Raw genomic sequence first — 23,666 nt, forward strand, 5'->3', positions numbered from 1 at the left:
CTTCTGTCCACAGTTATTCACCGCTGTCCACTCAACAGAGTGGATACAGCAAGGGTCTGGCTAAGAGTGCGCAGCGCGTTCAGGACTTCCGGATCCTGGGCTACGCGGCGGTCGTGAATCGTGTCGCGGGCGTGAATCACCGTCGAGTGATCACGGCCGCCGAAGGCTTCGCCGATCGCCTTCAGAGAGAGCGCCGTGTGTTCGGTCATGAGCATGATGCCGATCATGCGCGCGAACACTAATTCTTTCTTGCGCGACTTGCCGCGCAACGCTTCAGGAGTGACCCGGAAATGTTCAGCCACCGCGCTGATAATTTTCTCCGTGGGCGGCCGCATACCGTTCTGGCCGCTGCGGCAGCGAAGTACTTCCCTCGCGAGGTCCAGCACCGGGGGGACACGCATCAGTTGACACCTTGCCGCTAATGTGACATAGGCTCCTTCCAGATCGCGGATGTTGCTGGTCACATGGGACGCCAGAAAATCCGCGACGTCGCGCGTGAGCGGGAAATGATCCTGCTCCGCTTTGGTGCGCAAAATCGCCACCCGGGTTTCATAGTCCGGCGGATCGATGTTGGTGACCAGGCCCGAGTCGAAGCGCGAGATCAACCGCTGATCGAACCCCGCCATGTCCGAGACCGGGCGGTCCGAGGTCATGACGATGCGTTTGCCGTTCTGATACAGCGTGTTGAACGAATGGAAGAATTCGATCTGCGTCCGTTCCTTGGCCGCAAAGAACTGGACGTCATCTACCAGCAGCAGATCAATGGAGCGGTAGCGGTGGGAAAAGTCGGTGGTCTGCCGGGACTGCACGGACTGAATAAAGTCCGCGGTGAAGCGCTCGGCGCTCACATACAGTACACGGTGCGTCTTGTATTTGGCCAGCACCCGGTTGCCGATAGCCTGCAGCAGATGGGTTTTGCCGAGGCCGGTTCCGCCGTAAATCAGCAGTGGATTCCACGGGCTGCGGTGCGCCACGTCGGCGACGGCCATGCAGGCCGCGCGGGCAAAGGAGTTGGAGTCCCCTTCGATAAAATTCTCGAACTGGTAGCGGGGATTGAGAAAGGTCTCGATCTCCTCACTGACCGTTTCGGAAGGGGAGTGCACGCGCGGCATCGCGGGAGCAGTTACTTCTCCCTTGTGGGGCTGCACATACAGCTTAAGCCGGATTCCTTCGCCGCTGACCTTGCGCAGTGCGGTCTCAAGATTCCTGATATAGTGGCCTTCGATCCATTCCCTGTGGAACTGGCTGGGAACCGCGAGCACCAGGGCGTTGCTCTCCAGTTTCTGCGGGACTAAGGGCTGGATCCACGTTACAAAACTCTGATCGGGAATCTGACTCTTAAAAGCATCAAGCAACGCGGCCCATAATTCGGTCGCGGAGGAGTAGTCAAAAGAAGTCATAGAAGATAAGGTGGCTTAATGCAGAGGTGAAGGCTGGACTCTGCGCTCGAACATACAGTTCTCGAGGCGGCAGCCCGAAGGGCCGCCACATGCGGGATAGGACAATAAAAGGGAGCAAAGCCTGCTTGCGGCAGGACTACCGCTGACTGGCCCCCAGTTATCTACATGGCCGCCACGCTATAGGAAATTCTTTCTGCGGCAAAAAACGGCACGGGGGGTTGTTCAGCAGGCACTACAATATAACACGATTTCCCCTGATGTCAACTCAGTAACTCCTCATTTGAAGAGAACTTACAACCTTTACAAGACTGTATTTTTTGGCTCTGGGGAATTGGCATACCGCTTGGCCCCGAAGCTGAGAGGAGAGCCCGGACACACCGCTACCTCCAACTCCTCCACATTCGCACCGCCGACATGTGCATAACCCGCCGGACTCAGCCAAGGTTTCCGCTGTAGCATGCTCCCTGTGGCCTATTCCGGATAATAGCGTCTGCAAACTCGCCGTTCCCACACTCCTATCCTATTATAGTCTCCGGCCCAAAAAGGCAGCAGAGCCCCCCAGAAAGGCTCTGCTATTGCATATAAACACAGAATATAGCTCTACTTGAGCAGCAAGATATTCCTCATGAAGCCCGCCCTGTCCCCTTCCGCTCGGCTACCAACAATAAGAGACCCACCACAGCATCAGCCACCACGCGCTGTAGACATAATACTTGGTTTCCGAGGGTAATTCAGCGCTTCGTGGGTCTCAAAGGATGGGAACGCCCGTGCGAAGCGCAACTTCCACCGTGACACCTTGCTACTTCAGCAATACCATTTTCCCTGTTTGGCGGAAGCCGGACGATGTTGTGAGGGAACAGAAATAGAGACCGGACGGCAACGCTGTGCCGTCAAAGGTCAGCGTGTGGCTCCCCGCCATATATTGCCCGTCGGCCAGGGTTTGTACCTTTCGTCCCATCCTGTCGAAGACCAAAAGACTTACCCTTTCGGCTTTCGGCAGGCTGAAGCTGATCCGTGTGGCCGGATTAAAGGGATTCGGATAGTTGGGTGCCAAGAAGCACTCCCGCGGCAAGTATCCCCCGGCCAACGACGGGACGGTCAACGGTCCAGCGCTGGCACTATCCAACTCCACCCGCCCACCGTTCACATCCACAGCCACCAACATGTAATGGTAAACGTCCCCAATGGCCACACCGCCGTCTATGTAGCTGTAGGAATGCAGGGTGTCCGAATGAGTGCCGCTGACTCGAGCAATCGTTGTACCGTCGCGCATAATCTCAAAATGGTCGTTCTGTATTTCCGATGCTGTCGTCCAACTCAAATTCACCGCGTGATCCGCCGGGACGGCTTCGAAGCTGACCAATTCGATACCTATCATGAGACCGCAAATCCAATAGTCTTCCACTTCGCCTACAGAATCCAAAGCACAGGTGCCACTGTCCGCCGGACAAGCCGGATCTTGCGGATTCAAGCCGTAGCCATACCGCCCCATTTGGTGGCTGCTGAGGCGGAAACGGAACACGCCCCAATGCGGGCCGCCATGCAGAGGGATATTTATCGGGTTCGGAAAGGTGTAAATATGCAGTCCGGGATCGACCACGGCATCCTGAATAATCCATTCGGAAGAGCCACTGGCACTGCAGGTAACGTCATCGTCGAAGCTTCCGTTCAGGTTTCCATCCTGCCATCCATTTAGGTAGAGCGAGCCGCCGCAATCATGGTATGCCGTATAGTTGGGACCCGAAGATACTAACACAGCGATCGTGACCTGCGAGCACGGTTGCCAAGGGATGCCAAAGAACGCCACGCCGTCTGTTCCCGGGTCGAGCCCCGGAAAGTTACCACTGCAACTATCTGCGGCAAGCGAGTCCCTCGGCTGAGCTTCCCCCGTGATTTGTGGTCCGAGCCAAGCAACACCGGAAAGGCCGTGGCCCGGATTGTTGACTTGGGTCGGATAGCAGGCCGCGAGATTGCCCATGTCCACTTCGGTATAAGTGAAGAGGCACGGCTGAGCAGCTCCGGTCTGCAATCCTGCCATCACCAGACACGCGACAAGTGCAGTAACAGTCAGTCCTTGGAAAAGCGCCTTCATAGAGGTACGGCCTAACTTATTAGGGAGGAGATTTGTGCACAAGTTAGCCTAACTCACCCAAAAAATCAATACCACGCATGGAAAACCCAAAGCCGGAAAGGAATATCAAGACATAATTTAGGTTCATCCTTCATAATTTATTTTCCGGACTTCCATCCTTATATCCCTCCGCCCTCATTCCTGCAAAGAAGAGTTGCGCCTTGATGCTCATTTTCTTATATTTAGGTTTCCCTGTCCGCTTTCGGCGAGATCTCGACTGCGTCGGACCGGATCACGGCGGGCTTATTTGAGTTACAACGACACACATAAAGCAGACCTCGCATGAAACGTACGTATCAACCTTCTCGCCGTAAACGTGCCAATAAACACGGGTTCCGCACGCGCATGGCCACCAAGGCCGGCCGGGATGTCCTGAAGAGGCGGCGGGCGAAGGGTCGCAAGCGGCTGACCGTATCGGATGAGCGACACTAAGTTTCCGCGCTCCGAGCGGCTAACCGGCCGCGCCGAGCTGGGACTGGTAAAGAAAGAAGGCCGGCGCCGGGTCCTCCCCGAGTTGGTCCTTTTTTTTTATCCGCTCCCCACAGCCGCCACATCGGCTTCGGTGCGACCAAACGGGTCGGCAACAGCCCCGCCCGCCATTTCCACGTGCGCAAACTCCGCGAGTTCTATCGCCTGAATAAACAAATCTTTCCAGAAAACGGCCAGCTCTTCTTGCTGATGCGTAAGCCCATTGAAGACTGGAAAGGGTTTGAAGAGCGGCTGCGCAGAGAAATTGGAAATTTGAAATAGGAAACCTCATTCCGACCTTCCCGTGCAACGTGGAGGAAGGAACAGAACGTCTGCTTTTGGCATTTGGGCTTTTTGGTTTTTGCCCCATGCGTATCCTCTCCTGGCTGCTTCTCCGATTGATCGATCTGTATGCGGTGACGATTGGGCCGCATTTTGGAGGGCGCTGCCGCTTTGAGCCGTCCTGCTCGCGCTATGCCCATGAAGCCATCGCGGTGCACGGCCCGTTTAAGGGAGTACGTCTGACCGTTGTCCGGCTGGCCAAGTGCGGCCCGTGGCACCACGGCGGGTTCGATCCCGTACCGCCGAAAAAGACAGGATTGTAGACTGGACAGATACCACGTTGTTTTTCCCGCGAAGCGGGCCGCGGGTGCAAGGAGCACCCCTGCCCGCTGTTTGCCGTTTGCTGTTTGGACCATGCTCGATTATGTGCAGAAAAAGAAATAACAAAAGGTTCGCATGTTCGACCGCAGAACTCTTATCGCCTTCGCCGTTGTTGCGCTGATTCTGATTCTCCTTCCCAAGTATATGCAGTGGGTCAATCCGCCGCGGCCCGTTCCGGTAACCACCGAAGCGCCTAAGACCCCGCCGGCAGACACGACCACTACCGCTGCCGCGCCGAGCGCGCCGGTAAAGGCTCCGGCGGATACCGTCGCCACCACAATGCAACCCAAGACAGAACCGGGAGTCATCTCGCCCGACACGGCGCAGCCGGTGCCGGGGTATGTGACCGTGGAGACGCCGCTGTTTGACATGGCCATTGGGTCGAATGCGCAGGTGACGCGGTATAATCTGAAGAAGTACCACGTGACTACCGGCCAGCCGGTGGCGCTGCATCAGCCGCCGACTCAGGTAAGTCCGGCCATCGGCGCGGTGGACTTCGATTTCGGCGATGCCAATCCCCACACGCTGAAGAATCTGCGCTTCAAGGCCAGCAAGACTACTCTGAATATCGGCGAGGGCGGCGCGGACTCGGTGGTGTTTACGGCGGGCGATTCGGTGGGCCAGCAGATCCGGCTAACTTATATTATCCGCGGCGACAAGTACGGGTTTGATCTGGCGCTGCGCACGGAAAAGCTGGCCGTGCCCGAGACCGGGGAATTCCACGTGCTGTGGAAGGGCGGCGTGCCGGTGACCGAGCCGGATCCGGCGCGGGATATTCAGTATGCCGGAGCCTATGCCAAGGTCGGCGATGAGGTGGTGACGGTTAAGGCGGGCAAGGATCCCAAAAAGGAATTTACCCAGACGGGCTCGACCGGGTTTGTGGCGGTGCGCTCCAAGTACTTCATCGCGGCGGTGATTCCCAATTTGCCGGCGGCGGGAACGGAGATTGTAGGCCGCAATGCCGCGCCCAAGGACAAAACCTCTCTGCCTTCCTATGATGCCACGCTGCGCGAGACCTGGGGCAAGAACGCGCTGGGCTACTGGACGGTCTATTGGGGACCGATGAAGTATGAGAATCTGAAGGCCCTGAATGCCGGCGTTGAAGAGACGATGAACTGGGGCTGGGCGATTATCAAGCCGATCTCGCGCCTGATTTTGAAGGCACTGGTGGGGCTGCACAGTGTCATTTCCAACTACGGCATTGTGATCATCATCTTTGCGATCTTCATTAAGCTGCTGCTCTGGCCGCTGACGCGCAAGTCGCAGATCTCGATGAAGAAGATGAGCGCTTTGCAGCCGGAAATTCAGGAGCTGCGGGAGACGCACAAGAATAACCCGCAGGCGATGAACGCGGCGATCATGCGGCTCTACAAGGAGCGCGGGATCAATCCGGCGTCGGGCTGCCTGATGCTGCTGCCGCAGATGCCGGTACTGTACGCGTTGTATGCGATCTTTTCCAGCACCATCGAATTCCGCCAGGCGCCGTTCTTCGGATGGATCAAGGATCTGGCGCAGCCGGACATCGTGGCTCAGTTGCCGTTTTCGATTCCGCTCTACGGCGCGCACGTCACGATTCTGCCGCTGATTATGGGCGTCACGCAGTTCTTCATGGCCAAGCGCACGGCCACGGACCCGAACCAGAAGGCGATGATCTACCTCATGCCCGTGATGATGATGCTGATCTTCAATAACCTTCCCTCGGGCCTGACGCTCTACTACACGCTCTTCAATCTGCTGGCCATCGTCGAGCAGAACTTCATCAAGGTCCCCGACTTCACGCCTTCGGTGCAAGTGATCGAAGAAAAAAGCCAAAAGGCCAAAAAGCCAAAAAGCCAAAATTAGACGCGGGCACTTACGCTGTGAACGAGGGGTACAAGGGGGCGATGCGGACTTCTAAGACTGTGTTGTCACCTTTGGTAGCTGCTTGGAAAGGCTGGGGTTCGGCGGCGGGGAGTTATCGGCTCGACGTCAATAACTCTTCATAGGGGAAATTCTTTAGCCTTGCCAGAAGAGACTGAAGACTAAAGACTTGGGACCGGTGCCGAAAATCGCGGTTTTGCAGGGGAAATGCAAAATAAGGTGCGGCGGGATGAACAGGATGCGAAGTGCTTGCACCATTATTAGAGCGAAGGATGAAGGCGTAAAGATGAAGGATGAAGTTAAGAGGTAGAGATATTGTAGATTAGGGTGGCATGGGGAGAGATGGGGAAGCTCTCCAACAGGAGAAACTGCGGTGCCAACACCAGAGATTGTCACACTTCTGACTCAGCTCGGCCAGATCGTACCGGGAATCGAGGCGAACATTGTGACCGCCCTGCTCTTCAAGTTCGGCGGCAAGTTGGCACGCCCGTTGGTCAAACGAATCCGCGAGGAACTGTCTGCAACGAGCGGTGCGGATTTGTGGAAGCAGTTGGAAGCGGTGGAAGCGGGCACTGTAGAACCAAATGATCTCGCGGCGTTGAATGGGGAAATTGCGAGGCTTATGGCACAGAGCCAGAGTTTTCAGGCGGACATCGCGGCTCTGCTGTCGGAAATCATCGCCGCCAGTGGCGAGGCTCGGGAGTTGATGGAGCAGACGCTGGCGGGGATGAAGACGCATGACGATGTGACGCGTGCAGATCATGACAAGCAGACGGTGCTGTTAGAAAATATCCTTGCGCGACTTGCGACACTGGCAGCGCAGAGTCCCGTGGTTGCCGTGGGGAATGCTTTTCCCGAGCCGGTGACGCTCTACGGTCGGCCCGATGAGACCAACCGCTTGAAGGACTTGTTGAGCTGCCACCAACCGCGGGTGATTCAACTGATCGGCCAGAGCGGAGTGGGCAAGACGGCACTGGCCGCGCGGGTGGTGCATGATTTGAAGCTGGACTATGTCCGCGTGGAGATGCACGGCGAAAGCGCCGAAGCGGTGACGAACAGGCTCTTTGAAATCTTGATTGGACAACAGGCACCGCAGAGACCGCATGCGGAACTTGTGGCGGCGATTGTGGACGCATGGCAGAAGCGGAAATGCCTGCTGGTGCTGGACAATCTGCACAGCCTGCTGACGCCGGAGGCCGTTCCGAAAGACGATGCGGCCAAGCTGTTGCTGGAAAAGCTCGGCGAGCACGGCCAACTGCTGACCTTGGGCTGGCCGGGAACGGACGCGCTGGGGACGAGTAACGAGCACGTGCTCACGTGGCCGCTGGAAGGGATCAAGGAAACTCCCGGTGTTGCCAAGATGCGGGCGGAGGGTGTGAGCGGTGAGCCCAAAACGATCAGCCTTGAAAAGGTTGTGGAAACGCTCGATGGCAATCCGAAGATGCTCGAGATTTTGGCCACGCTGATTCGAAAATATGGTGGCCAGGCGACGATTCTCGATCAATATCCGGATTGGGTTTCCGGCAGTATGGCACCTTTGCGCGCGGTGTGGGATGCCATCGGGAAGGAGTTGCAGGAACTGGTGGCGGCGCTGTGCGTGTTCCGGCGGGGAAGGAATGCCATGCGGTTAGGTGCGTTCCTTAACCGCAAGAATGTGCAGCCGCAGCTTGAGAGCTTGATGGCTTGGAGGTTGGTGCGGCCACTGGATGGGGTGCAGGATTATGGGCCGGATCATGATCTGGTTAGGAAGGTGGTAGGCGAGCATTTTGGCGAAGAGAAGCTGCATAAGTTGCATGGCCGTGCGATCGCGATTTGGTCTCGGGATACGGGGAACATTGGTAAGGAGAAGACACCGACGACACTTGAAGAGATTCGGCCGCTGCTCGAAGCCGGGTATCATCTGGCACAGAGGAAAGACGGCGACGCATTGTTAGAACTCATATGGTCGAAGCGGGGCGGACAGACACTTGATGAACTTGCCGGCATGTTCGGAGCTTGGACAGACATCATGGAGTTGTGGGCGGCGGCTTCTCTATATGCCTCGGATGAACGCAACCGTGCCGCAGCCCGACAGAATATGGGCATTTACATGCAGAGACGGGGCGACTGGGAAAGGGCCCTGGCGGAATACCGGGCATGTCTTGCGATCATGGAGAAGTTGGGCGATTTCGCAGGAGTGGCGAACAGCCGCGGTCAGATCGGGAGGGTGTATCACGATCAAAGGGAGTGGGAGAAGGCGCTTTCGGAATACCGGGCCAGCTTGGAGATTGCGGAGAAGATCAGGTATGTGGCGGGGGTGGCGAAGAGCCGTCACAATATCGGGGTGGTATATCAGGATGGAGGAAAGTGGGAGGAGGCGTTGGCTGAATACCGGGCCAGCTTAGAGATTGCGGAGAAGCTGGGGGACGTGGCGGGAGTAGCCAAGAGTCGTCACGAGATCGGGATGGTGTACCAAGCTCTGGGCGAGTGGGAGAGGGCGCTTTCGGAATACCGGGCCAGCTTAGAGATTGCGGAGAAGCTGGGGGACGTGGCGGGAGCAGCCAAGAGTCGTCACGAGATCGGGAGAGTGTATCAGAAGCAGGGGGAGTGGGAGAAGGCTCTGACGGAATACCGCACCAGTCTGGAGATTGCAGAGAAGATCGGGGATAAGCGGGGTGTGGCCGAAACGCACGGACAGATGGGCCTGCTCTATAAAGAGATCAAAGGATATGCCGAGGCGCTCCCGCACTCGCTGATGGCACTGTCGGTTTTTGCCCAAATAGGAGATCCACGAGTGAAGATCGTCGTAGGGCATTTGGTTCTCCTCCATCGGGCATGGGGTTCCGAGAATTTCGACACGGCGTGGAAGGAGCAGACGGGGGAAGAGGTGCCGGAGTGGGTGAAGGGGGAGACTGAAGGAATGCGGGAAGACAGGTAAGCCCGGCAGGTAAGCTGAGGTCCTTCACTTCGTTCAGGTCGAAGACTCCGTTGGAGTCCACGGACTCTAACGAGATGACAAGGGTTGTGAACGGCACGGTGCGGGGAAACGAAAGACTTGAGCCGCAGCCGCAAGGAAGCTGAGGTCCTTCAGCCCGCAGCGGGCTTCAGGATGACAAATCTTAAGGGGCAGGGCTTCATGGGGAGAATCGTTCAGGTCGAAGACTCCGTTGGAGTCTACGGACTCTAACGAGATGACAAGGGTTGTGAATGGCGCGGTGCGGGGAAACGAAAAACTTGAGCCGCAGCCGCAGGGAAGCGGAGGTCCTTCAGCCCGCAGCGGGCTTCAGGATGACAAATCTTAAGGGGCAGGGTTTCATGGGGAGAATCATCATGTCGAAGTACATTATGGGTGGAGTCCACGGACTCTAACGAGATGACAAGGGTTGTGAGTGGGACGGTGCGGGGAAACGGGAGATTTGAGCCCGGCAGGGAAGCTGAGGTCCTTCAGCCCGAAGCGGGCTTCAGGATGACAAATCTTAGGGGACGGGGCTTCATGGGAAGAATCATCATGTCAAAGTACATTATGGGTTTGGTGTTGTTGTGCGCGGTGAGCGGGTTTGCGCAGGGCGGGTGGGTGCAGATAAGCAGTCCGACCACGAATGATCTGACCTCGGTGGATTTTTCCTGGATACCGAATGGGCTGGCGGTGGGTGATGCGCGGACGATTCTACGAACATCCGACAACGGGATAACCTGGAGCATCGTGAACGCGGGCGAAGGGGCGCGGCTGAATGCCGTCGCGATGACGGAGGACTCGATCGCGGTGGCTACAGGGCTGGACGGGCAGATCCTCTACACCGACAGATACGGTTCACAGTGGGAAGTGGTTCAGGAAGGCTGGATGATCGACTACCATGCGGCACATCAGCTCTCGCGGAATGTGGGCGTCGTGATGGGCAGGAACACGGTCCTGCAGCCGTTCGGTTCCTGGACGACCAACGAGTGGCAGAGCAAGACCGATTTCAATTTCTATGTGAATCACGATGGTTCAGGAAACGAAGGGGCTGTGATGGGGGTGCACTTCCTGGACAACGCCTTGGGTTGCGCCGTGGTGCATATCTGGGACGGCCACGGGGCGATTGTCAAGACCACCGACGGCGGGGCAAACTGGACAACAACCTACTGGGGCGACTATCCACTGAATGCGATTACCGCCGCGCATGAAATTTCGGACGCCATGTTTGCCGCCGGTTCCAATGGCACTTTTCTGATCTCGACTGATAACGGCGACACATGGACGGCAGGCGCGCCGGCCGGAACCGATATCTACGGCCTGAGTTTTGTAAATTCTCAACTGGGCTGGGTTGTCGGCAACGGCGGCAGGATCAAACGCACGACCGACGGCGGAGTCGGTTGGCAGGATCAGGCCAATCCCGCTGGCGATGAAACGCTGCGGGGAGTGCGTTTCATCACCGCGGATATCGGCATAGCGGTCGGCGACGGCGGTGTAATTTTACGCACGACGACGGGCGGCATGCCCGGCAATACTCCTCCCGGCGCGTTTGCAAGAGTTTCACCGCCGGACAGTTCGTATCTGGGGTGCGGGGAAGAAAGTCTTGCCTGCATTCATTTCGGCTGGACCACGTCACAGGATGCGGACAACGATTCGGTGCGGTATCTGCTGCGGGTCAACGATCAGCACGGCGACACGCTGCACTTTGTCACGCGGGATACGGTGTTCACCGACAGCCTGCGCGCGTTCGTGGAGACCGGGGATATCGTCTTCCACATCAACTGGCGTGTTTGGGCGACCGATGGACAGGATACGGTTGAAGCCGAAAACGGCGCGGGATTCTTCACCGCCACTGTGCCCGACGCCGCGACGCCCTTCATCCCTCATCCTTCAGCTTTCAGCCTTACGTGCTATCCTAATCCGTTCAATCCCACAACAACGCTGGCGATCTCATTGCCGCAGGCGGGCGAGACGACGCTGGCGGTGTATTCGATTGAAGGGCGGAAGGTGCTGGAGCAGCGGTTCGGTGTGCTGACGGCGGGTGAACATCGCGTGACCTTTGACGGATCGAATCTGCCTTCGGGAATTTATATCTCGCGGGTGGAAGCCGGACGCGCGCGGTTCAGCCATAAGCTGGTGCTGCTGAAGTAATCCCGATACCCCCCTTTTATCCCCCCTTATTCTAAGGGGGGAGACCTGACCCCCCTTAGTCCCCCCGTAGACGGGGGGAGACCTGATGGCCCTTCCCCCTTTGAAAAAGGGGGAATCAGAAGGGGGTGCTACTTTCACCTGCAAAATTTAGACGAGGGTATTTCATGGCGGAGACGGCGGCGGAGCATAGTCACAAGGAAGAGCACTTCTCCGGTACGGAGACCGTGCGGGATATTGTGATTGGGATGTCGGACGGGCTGACGGTGCCGTTTGCGCTGGCGGCGGGACTCTCGGGCGCGGTGGATCAGGCACATATTGTCGTGATTGCGGGGTTGGCGGAGATTGCGGCGGGCGCCATTGCCATGGGCCTCGGCGGCTATCTGGCGGCCAAGACCGAATCTGAACATTATGCCAGCGAGCGCAAGCGCGAAGAGTGGGAGTGCGTGCATCTGCCGGAACGCGAGCGGGCCGAAGTGGAAGAGGTGCTGATGGGCTACGGCGTGGACCAGGACGGGGCACAGCTTGTGACCACGCGCCTGATGGAGAACCGGAAGAAGTGGGTGGACTTCATGATGCGCTTCGAACTGGGCCTTGAGGAGCCGGATCCGAAGCGGGCGCGGGTGAGTGCGGCGACGATTGGAGTATCCTATATTGTGGGCGGGCTGGTGCCGCTCTTTCCGTACATGCTGATGAGCACCAGTGCGCGGGCATTGGTGGTGTCGGTGATCGTGACGCTGATTGCGCTGTTCATCTTCGGCTTTGTCAAGGGCCATTTTACCGGTATCAGCACATGGCGCAGCGGTCTGCAGACGATGCTGATCGGCGGCTTGGCGGCGGCGGCGGCGTTTGGCATTGCCAAATGGATTAGCGCATAGGTCGCACGGGTTTGTCATCCTGTAAACCGCTGCGGTTTACAGGATCTCTCGGGAAGCCGCAGAGAAGAGAGATCCTGCATCCCGCAGACGGGCTGCAGGATGACAAGGTAAGGGGAGCGGGCTGCAGGATGACAAGGTGGGTTGAGTGATAGTTATAGTTGAGAAGGTATTCATGAAGGATGGGAGTTCTTATGAACACGTTATTATTGGCGGCCGTGCTGCTGTTTCCGACGGTGCACGGGCGGAGCGTGATGCAGCGCCATGTCGCGCTGCCTTCAGACCTTGCCGGCAGGCCGACGATTGTGCTGATTACCTTCGGGCAGGATCAGCAGATTATGGCCGATAGCTGGCTGCCGCTGTTCGGGCAGATTCAGACGGAATATCCCGCCGTCGGCTACCGCGAAGTGTCGGTCTCGAATTTCAATGACCGTTTGACGCGTTGCACGGTGGATGCTTACAACAATTTCAGTACGCAGGATCCGGCGGTGTATGAAAACACCGTGGTGCTGAGCGCCGGCCGCAGCCGCTTTTTAAGAGACCTGCATCTGCCCAATGACCACACCACGTATACCTTGCTGCTGGATGCGGCGGGTTTTGTGCGCTGGAGGGCCGCCGGAACCATGACGCCGCTGAATGGGCAGCGCCTTAAGGAAGCTGTGGGGGAATTGTCTGAAAAGAGTAAAAGTTAAAAATTGAAGAAGGAGCACATTATGAAGTACGGAGCACGCAATCAACTGGTCGGCAAGGTGACGGAGATCAAGAAGGGGCAGCTTATGTGCGAGGTCAAGCTTGACCTGTCCAGCCCCGGTTCGATGGCGTCGGTGATGACAATCGAATCGCTCGAAGAGTTGAATCTTCAGCCCGGCGACACGGTGAAGGTGGTGGTGAAGGCGGTCAATGTGCTGCTGGTAAAGGAGTGAGTCTATTCCCGTTATCTGGAGGCAATAGTTATGGACTTATTGCATCACTTCCGGAAGCTGTTCGAATATGACGAGTGGGCGAACCGGGAAGTCATTGAGGCGATTCGCGTCTCCGGAGCGCCGCCGTCGCCGCAGGTGCTCAAACGGCTGGGGCACATCGTGGGTGCCGAGGCCATGTGGCTGGCACGCTGGAGACAGCAGGCGAGTCCCAAAGTGTGGCCGGAGTTGTCTCTGGCACAGTGCGAGCAGGAATTGAGCGACATCGCCAAAGGCTGGCACGATCAGTTGCGAATGATCACTCCCGAGCAGCTTGACGGGAAGATCACTTATGTCAACAGCAAGGGCGAGCCGTGGGCGAACCTTGTGTCCGACGTGCTCACCCAGTTGGTGATGCACTCGGCGTATCATCGCGGACAGATTGCCTCGGACATGCGTGCGGCGGGCCTCGAACCGGCTTACACGGATTATGTTCATGCGGTGCGGCAGAGCCTGATTGCTTAAAAAGCGAAAAGCGAAGAGCGTAAAAAGCGAAAATGAAGACGGTGAGAGCATCATGAAAGTTGTCTTGCTGAGGGATGGGGAAACCTATCAACCGGAGCCGGAGTGGAAACGGGTAAGCCTGGCCGGAAGCGCGAACATGTCCTTAGAGTATTTTGAAAAGCCGGCGGGGCACTCCTCGCCGCTGCACACCCATCCGTCCGAGCAGGTGTCGCTCATTTTGCAGGGGCAGATGAAGGTGGTGAATGGCGACGGGGAAGAGGCGCTGCTGGGTCCGGGAGACACGGCCTGGTTCGCACCCAACGAACCGCACCGCATCGAGAACCCCACGGACAGCCTGGCGATTGGCGTGGATATTTTTGTTCCGGCGCGCGGTTTTGATTTCTGGACGAAGAAGCTTCAGGAAAAGAAGGCCCCGTGAGCGCCGCCCGGCCTGTGATGCGATGCCCGTGACCGCGACCGAATCCCCTTGCCTGCGATCTGCCCTGCCCATACCCGGCGGGGCTGTCGTGCTGGCTTTTATTGCCCGGAAACTTAAGAGGAGTTGACGCATGAAGCGTAGCGTTTCTCTTGTCACACTTGTGGTTGCGGCACTGACCCTCGGCGGCTGTGCCTCGATGAAGCTGTCGGTCAAGCCCGAGACTCCCCCCGCGCCGGCGACGCAGACGGTGCAGGCCTATACATCCTTCTGGGATGCCGTGGACAATGTGGATCTGCCGTATGCCCAACGGCAGGAAGAGAGCGCCGAGCATAAGGACTTGGCCGCGGCCATGCAGACGGCGCTGGACGGCAAGACCGATGAGGCGGTGGAAGCTGTGCGCAAGGTGTGGATGTCCACGGCGGATTCGGCCACACGCCACCGGTCGCGGGAGCTGCTGGAGAACCTGCTGTTTACCCGCGCGCGCTGGAAAGATATTCTGGATTTGTACACACGTGACACCAGCACGGTAGATCCACAGGAAGACATGCGCGCGCTGGTTAAGGTTTATGCCGCTGCTCCCCAAGAGCAGGTGGATCTGCCCGCTGCGCCGGATACGACGGCAATCAAACTCAACGGCGTGGGTCTGCCGACGGTGGAGGTGATGGTCAACGGCCATCCACGGCGGTTCATCGTAGATACAGGAGCCGCGGTGAGCGTGCTCTCTTCGGATTTCGCGAAGGAATGCGGCGTCAGGGCGGCGGAAGAAAGCGCACAGGCGGGAACATCCAACACCAAAACCGTGGCCATTCAGGCGGCGGTGGTAGACAGCCTGCGCTGGGGCAAGCTGCTGGTACAACACCATCCCGTGGCGATCATTGAAGCCTCCCATCTGCGCTTCAGGTTGCTGGGGGTGATCACGCTGCTGAGGATTGACGGCATTGTCGGCTGGAATCTGCTCCGCGAATTGAATGTAAAAATGGATTACCGGAACAAGATCGCCGTGGTGCAGCCGCCACAGAAAAAGGACGGCATGCCGCGCAACCTGTTTGATCTGGGCGAGCCGATGGTAATGCTCCAGAATGAGCAGGGCACACGGTTCAATTTTCTGTTGGACACGGGCGCCAATTCCACCTGTCTTGGCCAGAGCGGCCTTAACAAGCTCCCCGCCCAAACCTATCACAAGCGGCGTACGATGGTTGGCGGTGCGGGCGGCATGGAGAGTTTCAAGGCCGCCGTAGTGCCGCACCTGACGCTGTACACCAATGGCTACGCGTTGCAGTTCAAAAACCTGCGCACCGGACCTGAAGCCAAGACATCCGGCGTGAAGCGCGACGGGATTTTGGGCAGCGATGTGGCGGCCAAGGGGGCGATCACCCTCGATTTTCAGAATGGCCGTTTCGAGTATGAATTGCCGGCAACACATTGACATCAGCTTTTGACACGATCTGCGCCCTTTCGACCCCGCCCGGCATCGGTGGGATTGCCGTGCTGCGTGTGAGCGGAAGCAAGGCATGGGAGGTGGTGGAGCAATTGACAGGTAGGGGCGGGTTAAGTCCGCGCAACCCGCCCGTGCTGCCGGAGGCGAATACGGTACACTTTGCGCGCATCTACGCGCGAGAGATACCCCCCTTAATCCCCCCTTATGCTAAGGGGGGAGACCCGCCCCCCCTTGGTCCCCCCGCTAAAGCGGGGGGAGACCCGATGGCTGATGTGACGATATCGCAAGGCGGGGCAGGGCAGGCCCAAAGAGCCCTGCCGCCGCGAAGGTTACGATCACCGCAAGACTCAGATTCTTCCCCCTTTGAAAAAGGGGGAAAAGAAGGGGGTTCGTACTTAGACAACGGCGAACTCATCGATGAGGTCATCCTTACCTTCTTCCGGGCGCCGAAATCGTACACGGGAGAAGATGTGGTGGAGATCTCCTGTCATGGCGGCCGGTATGCGGCGGCGCGGATTCTGGAACTGCTGCTGGAGCAAGGGGCGCGGATGGCACGGCCGGGAGAATTTACCGAGCGCGCCTTTCTGAACGGCAAGCTGGATCTGGCACAGGCCGAAGCCGTGGCGGAGCTGATTCATTCGCGCACCCAGCAGGCAGGACGCGCGGCGGCACGGCAACTGGCGGGCGGGTTGTCACACAAGGTGTCGGCGATGCGCTCGCGGCTGCTGGATCTGCTGGCGCTTTTGGAACTGGAATTGGATTTTTCTGAGGAGGATGTCGAGTTTCAGGCGCAGAGCGAGCGGCTTTCGACCCTGCGAGAACTGATGGAGGAGATGCGGGCGCTAACGGCGACCTTTGCGCGGGGACGGGTGGTGCGCGAGGGGCTGCGGGTGGCGATTGTCGGCGCGCCCAATGCGGGGAAGTCGACCTTGTTGAATGCGCTCTCCGGACAGGACCGGGCGATTGTCAGCCCCGAGCCGGGCACTACCCGCGACGTGGTGGAAGCGCATATTGAAGTTGAAGGCATCGAACTGATTTTGCAGGACACGGCGGGGCTGCGCGAGGCGGCGGGCAGCATCGAGAGCGAAGGCATTGCCCGCACGCGCCGCGCCATCGAGCAGGCCGACGTGGTGCTGCTGGTGGTGGATGCGAGCGATCCCCATTGGCCTGAAGAGAATACCTTCGGCAAGCGGACGCTGCTGGTGTGGAATAAGACAGACCTGAACGGCGTCGTAGGGGCGCACAGCCGTGCGCCCGTTGCCTTCGTTTCCGCGCATCGCATCTCCGCTTTAACAGGCGCGGGGGTGGAAGAACTGCTGCATCAGATTCTCGCGCTGACGATAGGGGAGGAGTTCGGCGCACAGGAGATTATCATTTCCGAAGCGCGGCATCACGACGCACTGACGCGCGCCATCGGTAGCCTGGAGCGCGCGCAATTGCAAATTGGTCAATCCACCCTGATGGCTTCCGATCTGCGTGACGCGGTGAATGCCTTAGGCGAGATCACCGGCGAAACGGTGGGCGAAGAAATTCTGGACAGGATCTTTTCGAAGTTTTGTATCGGAAAGTAGGGGCGCACCTATGTGTGCGCCCGGTGCGAGAGAAGGTGCGAGGGAGCCATGGATTCCGTCCGCCCGTTTCCGAAACGCAAGCACATTCGGTTGCCACATTTTGATTATTCCGGCGTGGCTTCCTATTCTCTGACGATATGTACTCACCATCGGATCTGTTTCTTCGGTACGGTGGTTGACGAGCAGATGCGGCCCGGTCCCGCAGGGGAAATGGTGGAACGATGGTGGCTCGAACTCGAGCAGCGGTATGATGTGATGCTTGATGAATATGTGGTCATGCCAAACCACTTTCACGGACTTCTGCTGGCGTGTAATCAGACGGGCGCACACGCAGGTGCGCCCCTACAGCAGATCATACGATGGTTCAAGACGATGTCCACGAACGACTATATGCGCCATGTCAAAGAGCAGGGGTGGCTGCCGTTTGACCGGCGGTTGTGGCAGCGCAATTTCTACGAGCACATTCTTCGTGACAACGTGGATCTGGTCAACCATCAGCAGTATATTCGAGATAACCCGGTGCATTGGGAGCGCGACCAGCACAATCCGAGTTTTCTGTTATCATGACTTAATGGGAAAAATTCTTTATGAAAACACTTACCGAACTTCAGAACTACAAGTATCGCGCGGCGCGGGCGCTGCTGATCTTGCAGGAGTATGGGCTGCGGCATTTTTTGGAAAGCTGGCGCAAGGCTAAAGCGCAAGGGGTCGTGCTGCCGGAGACGGACAATCCCGCCTTCGAGTCTCTGGAGTATCTGGTGCGTCACGTGCTGCAAGTGGCGCAGGAAAACATGACCTGGATCTGCGAAAAGCTGGGTCTGCCCGATCCGTGCATCACTGAACCGCCCGACGTGCTGGCGATCGACAAGGAAGCCGACTGGTACCTGATCTACCTGCTGGAAAAGCTGCGCGAGCCGCTGGAGAACGTGGAGCCGGAACGGTTCTACGATGTCTCCTACGAAACCCCCTGGAAAGAGATGTATACGGTTCACATGATGCTCGAACATCTGGTGTGCCACGCTTTCCGCCACGTCCTGCAAATCGAAGAACTCTGTGCCGCGCAACAGCCGGCCGAACACCATCAATCCGTGTGATCCGATTTCTGTTTATCCACCGAGGAACTTTCCCGATGAAAACGTTTGTCTCATCCGTACTTTTCGTGTGCGCGCTCTGTCTGTTTGCCCTGACGGCTTTGGGTGATCCTTTAGATACCGAAGGCTGTGTGGATCCGCCGCAGTTCAACCGTCTGCCCGGCTATGTTATCAACAACTGTGAGATCAACGACTTTAACGCCTTTGATTTTCCCATGGCGGGCGACGAGACCACGGTGCAGCGCGCGGAAGGGAAGTTCTGGAAGGTGGACTACTATTTCCACGAAGGCAAGGCGGCATCCTATGTGGGCCTGCTGCACAATTTCAAGAACGCCGTGGAAAAGGCCGGGGGCAAAGTGGTCTACCTCGACGACAAGGATATGATGCGTCTGACGGGAAAGATCAGTAAGGGTGCGGCGGAGACCTGGGTGCACGTGGCCGGACGCGACGACGGCGCGGGCTACACGCTGGTGGTGGTGCAGAAAGAAGCTATGAAGCAGGAGATCACCTCCAACATCATGCTGGACTCGCTGAACGCCACGGGGCATATTGCGCTGGCCATCAATTTCGATACCGGCAAGGCAACGATCAAGGACGATTCCAAGCCGATCATCGAGCAGATGGTGGACCTGATGAAGAGCAACGCCGGTCTGAAGGTGGAGATCCAGGGGCACACGGATAATGTCGGCAAGAGCGATGCCAATCAGAAGCTGTCTGAAGAACGCGCCGCGAGTGTCAAAAAGGCGCTGGTGGATAACGGGATTGATGCCGCGCGCATGAGCGCCGTTGGATACGGTGACACCAAGCCTGTCGCCGACAACAAGACCGACGAAGGCAAAGCGCAGAACCGCAGAGTGGAACTGGTCAAAAAATAGCAGGGGTGACCCCTGCACCCAAGGCCGCCTTCGGCGGGAGGAACAATGCCGGTTTCTGAAGATTATCTTGCGTACGTGCTCGAGCAGATGCGACTCGTGCGCGGTGTGACGACGAGAAAGATGTTCGGCGCGCTTTGCCTGTTTCATCAGGCCAAGGCCTTTGCGCTGATTGACGAGGACGTGCTGTATCTGAAGGTGGATGATTCCAACCGCGGGAATTTTGTGGCGGCAGGAATGAGCGCGTTTACACCCGATGCCAACAAGCCCGAGTACAAGATGAACTATTTTGAAGTGCCCATCGATGTGCTCGAAGAGCCGGAGGCGCTGCGGGAGTGGGCGAAGAAGGCGATTGCCGTAGCCAACAAGGCGGCCCTTAAGAAGAGGAAGAAAGCATGAGCACTGTTGCCGATTTGCCGGACTACCGTTATCGCGGCGCGCGGGCGATGATCCTGATGCACGAACGCGCGATGGCGGAATTTATCGCGACCTGGCGGAGGGCGAAGGCCGCGAACCTCGCGCTTCCCCAAACCGAAGATCCCGATTATGCGTCGCTGGAGGCGCTGCTGCATCATGTGCTGCGCGCCGCGCGCGGCTATATGGTGTGGATGTGTGAAAAGCTCGGTCTTCCCGATCCGCAAATTGATCCGGCCCCGCCCGCTGAGCGTGTGGCCGCCGAAGCCGAGGGTTACCTTCTGCACCTGAACTCCCGCTGGCGTCTGCCTTTGGTTTCGATAGATGAGGAAGCTATGTCCCGACCCTCCTACAAATCCCGCTGGAATATGGACTATCCCATCGAAGCCATGATGGAGCACGCCTTGGTGCATCCGCAGCGGCACAGGTTTCAATTGGAAGAGATGATGATGGGGCGGTAATGGGTGAACGATTGATGGGTAGGGACACGGCTTGCCGTGTCCGTCATCGTGAGGACAATGCCATGTCGCAAGGCGACGATGATCTGCCACATCGAAAAATCACTCGGCTCCCGTGGTATGATTACGCAGGTCGTGGGGGATATTCCGTCACCATCTGCACATGGCAGCGTGCGGAGTTGTTCGGAAAAATATATGACGGCAAAATGTTGATGAGCCGGGAAGGTGAGATCGCCGCATCAGATTGGCTCCAAATTCCAACGCATTATCCAAAGATCGTGCTCAATGTATTTGTGATCATGCCGAACCACATGCATGGTATTCTCTTTCTTCCCCAAGCGGAATATGATGAGGCTCTTCGAATCGGGCCGGACACGGCAAGCCGTGTCCCTACCCGTACTTTTGGACCTTTGCATCCATGCTCGCTGCATACGATTGTCGGCAATTACAAAGCAGGCGTGACTCGCAAGATTCGAGCAACGGTTAACCAGCCAATCATTGTTTGGCAATCCCGTTTCCACGAGCACATTATCCGCGATGAGGTCGATCTTTCAAATCACCAGCAGTATATTAAAAACAATCCTTCAAATTGGGAGCGGGACAAGCATAATCCGGACTTTGTCGAATGACTTCTTCTTATGACATCCTTATTATAGGTGGTGGCCATGCGGGGTGCGAGGCGGCGCTGGCGTGTGCGCGCATGGGACTACGCACCTGTCTGGTGACGCAGAATCTGCAAACCATCGGGCAAATGTCGTGTAATCCTGCGGTTGGAGGGCTTGCCAAGGGGCAACTGGTTAAGGAAATTGACGCGTTGGGCGGGGAGATGGGGCGCGTTACCGACCTTGCAACCCTGCAATTCCGCATGCTGAACCGCTCCAAGGGGCCGGCGGTCTGGTCGCCGCGCGCGCAGTGTGACCGGCAACTCTATGCCCGGACCATGCGGCAAGCACTGGATGCTCAGAAAAATCTTGATCTTAAGCAGAACATGGCGATTGACTTCGGCACGGCGGGCGGCCGTCTTTCCGAAGTCATCTGCGTGACCGGCCAGCGCTTCGAGTGTCGCGCCGCGGTGCTGTGTGCGGGGACTTTTTTGAATGGCCTGATCCATATGGGAGAGTTCTCGATGCCGGCGGGACGGATCGGCGAAGGGCCGGCCACGCAGCTTTCCGAAAATTTGTTACGCAAAGACTTTAACCTTGGTCGACTGAAAACCGGTACGCCCCCACGGCTGGATGGCCGCAGCATTGACTACAGCAAGTGCGAACCGCAGCCGGGAGACGGGCGGATTATTCCCTTCTCCAAGCGCACGCAAGCCAAATATAGTAAACAACTTAGTTGTTATCTTACGCGGACTACCGAAGAGACGCACGACATTCTTAGAAATGGTCTTACGCGCTCGCCGCTCTTCTCGGGTAAAATTGTGGGCCGGGGACCGCGCTACTGCCCATCCATTGAAGACAAGATTGTGCGCTTTGCCGACAAGGATCATCACCAGATCTTCCTCGAGCCCGAAGGCTGGGAGACGGCGGAAGTTTATATGAATGGCTTCAGTTCGAGCCTGCCCGAAGAGATCCAGTACGCCGCCCTGCGCACCGTGCCGGGACTGGAAAAGGCGGAGATGATGCGGCCCGGCTATGCAGTGGAGTACGACTTTTTTCCCGCGCATCAGATCCATTACTCTTTGGAAACCAAGCCATTAGAGGGACTGTTCTTTGCCGGGCAGATCAACGGCACCACGGGTTATGAGGAAGCCGCGGCACAGGGGTTGATGGCCGGGATCAATGCGGCCAGGAAGGTCAAAGGAGAAGAGCCGCTGATTCTGCGCCGCGATCAGGCGTATATCGGGGTGCTGGTGGATGATCTGATCCGCAAGACTCCCGAAGAGCCCTACCGCATGTTTACCTCCCGCGCCGAGTACCGGCTGCTGCTGCGCCAGGACAATGCGGACTTGCGCCTGACGGACATTGGACGCGGCCTTGGCTTGGTTAGCGATGAGCAATACGAGCTTTGCCAGCAGAAGAAGCAGCTCATTGCCGATGTGGAAGGCTTCTTAGCCGAAACGAAGCTGGAAGAGCTATCCGACAGCGGTATCCTGGCTGATCCCAGCCTGAAAGGGATCCGCTTTGCGGCACTTTTGAAGCGGCCGGAGATTTCCCTGACCGATCTGCTGGCCACACAGCCGGAGTTGTCCGCCATCCGCCGCATCGGCGAGGATGAAGACCTGCTGGCCGCCGTGGAGATGGATGTTAAGTACGAAGGCTATGTCAAACGGGAAACGCTGCGCGCCGAACAGTTGCAGGCCTTGGAGGGGATGAAGCTCCCGGTTGATCTTGATTATGCGCAGATTGTGTCTATCTCCTCTGAAGGTCGGGAGAAGCTGGGCCGCTACCGCCCGCAAACCCTTGGTCAGGCGGGCCGGATTGACGGCGTGAGCCCGTCCGACTGCAGTGCCCTGCTGATTCATCTGAAAAAGATGAAGAGATCCTGACCCGGTCCTATTGTTTCACGTGAAACGCAGGGTGACCCTGCACCCCGGTCGCCTGCGCGGCGTCGAAGGGATTCTGCGCGGAAGACTGCGCGGTCTTTCGCAGGCTTAATGTTTCACGTGAAACCGCAGGGGCTATGAGCTCTCTGCTTCTCCAATTCACGTCCCTGTTGCCACCCGAACCCCCTTCTGATTCCCCCTTTTTCAAAGGGGGGAGGGCAATCGGGTCTCCCCCCGTTCACGGGGGGATTCAGGGGGGGCGGGTCTCCCCCCTTAGAATAAGGGGGGATGAAGGGGGGTACTATTTCTATGACCAAAAAAATCTTTGAAGCTATTCAAGGCCTGGGCTGGGAAGCGGATGATGTCCGCTGGACGGCGCTGGCCCACTTTGCCACGCGCGTTGAGCAGGCGGGCCTTTCGCTCGTGTCTCATGCCGACCGGGAGCGGCTGGTGCACCGCCATATCCAGCCCAGCATTGAAGGGCTATCCTGTGTCCCGGAATCGGGGGAACTGTTGGATGTGGGCTCCGGCGGGGGCTTTCCGGCCATCCCCATTGCCTTGGCGCGCCCCAAGCTTACGGTCACGATGGTGGAGTCAAACTCCAGAAAATCAGCATTTTTGCAGCGCGTTTCACGTGAAACGGGCCTGACTAATGTGCAGGTGGTTAACTGGCGGGTGGAAAGTCTGGGAGCACTCTACCGCGGCTATTACCATGTGATTACCGCCCGTTCCGTGGCGGATCTGCCCGAGCTGATCAAATGGACCCGCAAGTATCTGGTGGAAGACGGCTACTGGCTGCTCTGGAAAGGCAAGAAGTGGCGGGATGAAGCCAACCTCGACCGCCTGAAAGTCGAGCTGGCCGATGAACGGACCTTGAGCGACGGCGGACGGCTGGTGCTTTTGAGAAGGATGAAGGCGGAAGGATGAGGGATGAAGGAAGGACGCCCCACGGCATGAAAGCTTGGGGGCAGGCTCCTGCCTGTCCGCTCTGTAACAGATAGCATAAACTGAACAT

At 57.8% G+C, this 23,666-nt stretch carries 22 protein-coding genes; 20 read left to right on the forward strand and 2 right to left on the reverse strand.

Annotated elements, in window-relative coordinates; genetic code table 11:
• Positions 1 to 17: 17 nt before the first annotated feature.
• Both dnaA and VGL38_08590 read right to left on the reverse strand, forming a co-directional pair.
• Positions 18 to 1,400: a chromosomal replication initiator protein DnaA gene (gene dnaA / locus VGL38_08585; protein HEY3295482.1), complete on the reverse strand. Its 1,383-nt coding sequence runs from the start codon at positions 1,398 to 1,400 to the stop codon at positions 18 to 20.
• A 799-nt stretch (positions 1,401 to 2,199) separates the two neighbouring features.
• The gene (locus VGL38_08590; protein HEY3295483.1) at positions 2,200 to 3,492 is read right to left on the reverse strand and encodes a T9SS type A sorting domain-containing protein; all 1,293 of its coding nucleotides are present in this window, start codon (positions 3,490 to 3,492) and stop codon (positions 2,200 to 2,202) included.
• 321 nt (positions 3,493 to 3,813) lie between these two features.
• Between VGL38_08590 and rpmH the strand changes: the two genes are divergently transcribed.
• From rpmH to rsmG, 20 genes are all read left to right on the forward strand, one after another.
• Complete coding sequence (gene rpmH / locus VGL38_08595) at positions 3,814 to 3,963, forward strand: 50S ribosomal protein L34 (GenBank protein HEY3295484.1); 150 nt, start codon at positions 3,814 to 3,816, stop codon at positions 3,961 to 3,963.
• 404 nt (positions 3,964 to 4,367) lie between these two features.
• Positions 4,368 to 4,604, forward strand: a complete 237-nt coding sequence (gene yidD, locus VGL38_08600) for a membrane protein insertion efficiency factor YidD (GenBank protein ID HEY3295485.1) — start codon at positions 4,368 to 4,370, stop codon at positions 4,602 to 4,604.
• Between the two features lie 133 nt (positions 4,605 to 4,737).
• Positions 4,738 to 6,504 (forward strand): membrane protein insertase YidC, encoded by a 1,767-nt coding sequence (yidC, locus tag VGL38_08605; GenBank protein ID HEY3295486.1) that lies wholly within the window; start codon positions 4,738 to 4,740, stop codon positions 6,502 to 6,504.
• Positions 6,505 to 6,895: 391 nt separating this feature from the next.
• Entirely contained in the window at positions 6,896 to 9,439 is a 2,544-nt protein-coding gene (locus tag VGL38_08610; protein HEY3295487.1) for a tetratricopeptide repeat protein, read from the forward strand.
• A 570-nt stretch (positions 9,440 to 10,009) separates the two neighbouring features.
• The gene (locus VGL38_08615) at positions 10,010 to 11,605 is read left to right on the forward strand and encodes a YCF48-related protein (protein HEY3295488.1); all 1,596 of its coding nucleotides are present in this window, start codon (positions 10,010 to 10,012) and stop codon (positions 11,603 to 11,605) included.
• 164 nt (positions 11,606 to 11,769) lie between these two features.
• A complete protein-coding gene (locus VGL38_08620) occupies positions 11,770 to 12,480 on the forward strand; it encodes a VIT1/CCC1 transporter family protein (protein HEY3295489.1) in 711 nt (236 codons plus the stop codon).
• A gap of 191 nt (positions 12,481 to 12,671) precedes the next feature.
• Positions 12,672 to 13,169, forward strand: coding sequence for a hypothetical protein (locus VGL38_08625; GenBank protein HEY3295490.1), 498 nt, complete (start codon positions 12,672 to 12,674; stop codon positions 13,167 to 13,169).
• Positions 13,170 to 13,190: 21 nt separating this feature from the next.
• Positions 13,191 to 13,400 (forward strand): TOBE domain-containing protein, encoded by a 210-nt coding sequence (locus tag VGL38_08630; protein ID HEY3295491.1) that lies wholly within the window; start codon positions 13,191 to 13,193, stop codon positions 13,398 to 13,400.
• Between the two features lie 30 nt (positions 13,401 to 13,430).
• A complete protein-coding gene (locus VGL38_08635) occupies positions 13,431 to 13,901 on the forward strand; it encodes a DinB family protein (GenBank protein ID HEY3295492.1) in 471 nt (156 codons plus the stop codon).
• A 52-nt stretch (positions 13,902 to 13,953) separates the two neighbouring features.
• Complete coding sequence (locus VGL38_08640; GenBank protein ID HEY3295493.1) at positions 13,954 to 14,319, forward strand: cupin domain-containing protein; 366 nt, start codon at positions 13,954 to 13,956, stop codon at positions 14,317 to 14,319.
• A gap of 130 nt (positions 14,320 to 14,449) precedes the next feature.
• Positions 14,450 to 15,745 (forward strand): retroviral-like aspartic protease family protein, encoded by a 1,296-nt coding sequence (locus VGL38_08645; GenBank protein HEY3295494.1) that lies wholly within the window; start codon positions 14,450 to 14,452, stop codon positions 15,743 to 15,745.
• Positions 15,746 to 16,020: 275 nt separating this feature from the next.
• A complete protein-coding gene (gene mnmE / locus VGL38_08650; protein HEY3295495.1) occupies positions 16,021 to 17,328 on the forward strand; it encodes a tRNA uridine-5-carboxymethylaminomethyl(34) synthesis GTPase MnmE in 1,308 nt (435 codons plus the stop codon).
• Positions 17,329 to 17,376: 48 nt separating this feature from the next.
• On the forward strand, positions 17,377 to 17,895 hold the full coding sequence (locus tag VGL38_08655; protein HEY3295496.1) for a transposase: 519 nt from the start codon (positions 17,377 to 17,379) through the stop codon (positions 17,893 to 17,895).
• A 20-nt stretch (positions 17,896 to 17,915) separates the two neighbouring features.
• Positions 17,916 to 18,422, forward strand: coding sequence for a hypothetical protein (locus tag VGL38_08660; GenBank protein HEY3295497.1), 507 nt, complete (start codon positions 17,916 to 17,918; stop codon positions 18,420 to 18,422).
• 35 nt (positions 18,423 to 18,457) lie between these two features.
• A complete protein-coding gene (locus tag VGL38_08665) occupies positions 18,458 to 19,294 on the forward strand; it encodes an OmpA family protein (GenBank protein ID HEY3295498.1) in 837 nt (278 codons plus the stop codon).
• A gap of 45 nt (positions 19,295 to 19,339) precedes the next feature.
• Complete coding sequence (locus tag VGL38_08670; protein ID HEY3295499.1) at positions 19,340 to 19,690, forward strand: TfoX/Sxy family protein; 351 nt, start codon at positions 19,340 to 19,342, stop codon at positions 19,688 to 19,690.
• Positions 19,687 to 20,166: a hypothetical protein gene (locus VGL38_08675; protein ID HEY3295500.1), complete on the forward strand. Its 480-nt coding sequence runs from the start codon at positions 19,687 to 19,689 to the stop codon at positions 20,164 to 20,166. Before VGL38_08670 ends, VGL38_08675 begins: the two co-directional genes overlap by 4 nt.
• Before the next feature lie 62 nt (positions 20,167 to 20,228).
• Positions 20,229 to 20,792 (forward strand): transposase, encoded by a 564-nt coding sequence (locus tag VGL38_08680; protein ID HEY3295501.1) that lies wholly within the window; start codon positions 20,229 to 20,231, stop codon positions 20,790 to 20,792.
• Positions 20,789 to 22,654, forward strand: coding sequence for a tRNA uridine-5-carboxymethylaminomethyl(34) synthesis enzyme MnmG (mnmG, locus tag VGL38_08685; GenBank protein HEY3295502.1), 1,866 nt, complete (start codon positions 20,789 to 20,791; stop codon positions 22,652 to 22,654). The genes VGL38_08680 and mnmG overlap by 4 nt, the downstream gene beginning before the upstream one ends.
• Before the next feature lie 306 nt (positions 22,655 to 22,960).
• Positions 22,961 to 23,578 carry a 16S rRNA (guanine(527)-N(7))-methyltransferase RsmG gene (gene rsmG, locus VGL38_08690; GenBank protein HEY3295503.1) on the forward strand — a complete coding sequence of 206 codons (618 nt, stop codon included), beginning with the start codon at positions 22,961 to 22,963 and terminating at the stop codon, positions 23,576 to 23,578.
• Positions 23,579 to 23,666 lie beyond the last annotated feature (88 nt).

The sequence above is a fragment of the bacterium genome (assembly GCA_036504735.1).
In the GTDB taxonomy this organism is placed as follows: domain Bacteria; phylum Electryoneota; class RPQS01; order RPQS01; family RPQS01; genus DASXUQ01.

Bases quoted from the DNA above. Each gene is read 5' to 3' on its own strand.
- dnaA (HEY3295482.1), bottom strand. From the start codon at position 1,400: ATGACTTCTTTTGACTACTCCTCCGCGACCGAATTATGGGCCGCGTTG.
- VGL38_08590 (HEY3295483.1), bottom strand. From the start codon at position 3,492: ATGAAGGCGCTTTTCCAAGGACTGACTGTTACTGCACTTGTCGCGTGT.
- rpmH (HEY3295484.1), top strand. From the start codon at position 3,814: ATGAAACGTACGTATCAACCTTCTCGCCGTAAACGTGCCAATAAACAC.
- yidD (HEY3295485.1), top strand. From the start codon at position 4,368: ATGCGTATCCTCTCCTGGCTGCTTCTCCGATTGATCGATCTGTATGCG.
- yidC (HEY3295486.1), top strand. From the start codon at position 4,738: ATGTTCGACCGCAGAACTCTTATCGCCTTCGCCGTTGTTGCGCTGATT.
- VGL38_08615 (HEY3295488.1), top strand. From the start codon at position 10,010: ATGTCAAAGTACATTATGGGTTTGGTGTTGTTGTGCGCGGTGAGCGGG.
- VGL38_08620 (HEY3295489.1), top strand. From the start codon at position 11,770: ATGGCGGAGACGGCGGCGGAGCATAGTCACAAGGAAGAGCACTTCTCC.
- VGL38_08625 (HEY3295490.1), top strand. From the start codon at position 12,672: ATGAACACGTTATTATTGGCGGCCGTGCTGCTGTTTCCGACGGTGCAC.
- VGL38_08630 (HEY3295491.1), top strand. From the start codon at position 13,191: ATGAAGTACGGAGCACGCAATCAACTGGTCGGCAAGGTGACGGAGATC.
- VGL38_08635 (HEY3295492.1), top strand. From the start codon at position 13,431: ATGGACTTATTGCATCACTTCCGGAAGCTGTTCGAATATGACGAGTGG.
- VGL38_08640 (HEY3295493.1), top strand. From the start codon at position 13,954: ATGAAAGTTGTCTTGCTGAGGGATGGGGAAACCTATCAACCGGAGCCG.
- VGL38_08645 (HEY3295494.1), top strand. From the start codon at position 14,450: ATGAAGCGTAGCGTTTCTCTTGTCACACTTGTGGTTGCGGCACTGACC.
- mnmE (HEY3295495.1), top strand. From the start codon at position 16,021: ATGGCTGATGTGACGATATCGCAAGGCGGGGCAGGGCAGGCCCAAAGA.
- VGL38_08655 (HEY3295496.1), top strand. From the start codon at position 17,377: ATGGATTCCGTCCGCCCGTTTCCGAAACGCAAGCACATTCGGTTGCCA.
- VGL38_08660 (HEY3295497.1), top strand. From the start codon at position 17,916: ATGAAAACACTTACCGAACTTCAGAACTACAAGTATCGCGCGGCGCGG.
- VGL38_08665 (HEY3295498.1), top strand. From the start codon at position 18,458: ATGAAAACGTTTGTCTCATCCGTACTTTTCGTGTGCGCGCTCTGTCTG.
- VGL38_08670 (HEY3295499.1), top strand. From the start codon at position 19,340: ATGCCGGTTTCTGAAGATTATCTTGCGTACGTGCTCGAGCAGATGCGA.
- VGL38_08675 (HEY3295500.1), top strand. From the start codon at position 19,687: ATGAGCACTGTTGCCGATTTGCCGGACTACCGTTATCGCGGCGCGCGG.
- VGL38_08680 (HEY3295501.1), top strand. From the start codon at position 20,229: ATGTCGCAAGGCGACGATGATCTGCCACATCGAAAAATCACTCGGCTC.
- mnmG (HEY3295502.1), top strand. From the start codon at position 20,789: ATGACTTCTTCTTATGACATCCTTATTATAGGTGGTGGCCATGCGGGG.
- rsmG (HEY3295503.1), top strand. From the start codon at position 22,961: ATGACCAAAAAAATCTTTGAAGCTATTCAAGGCCTGGGCTGGGAAGCG.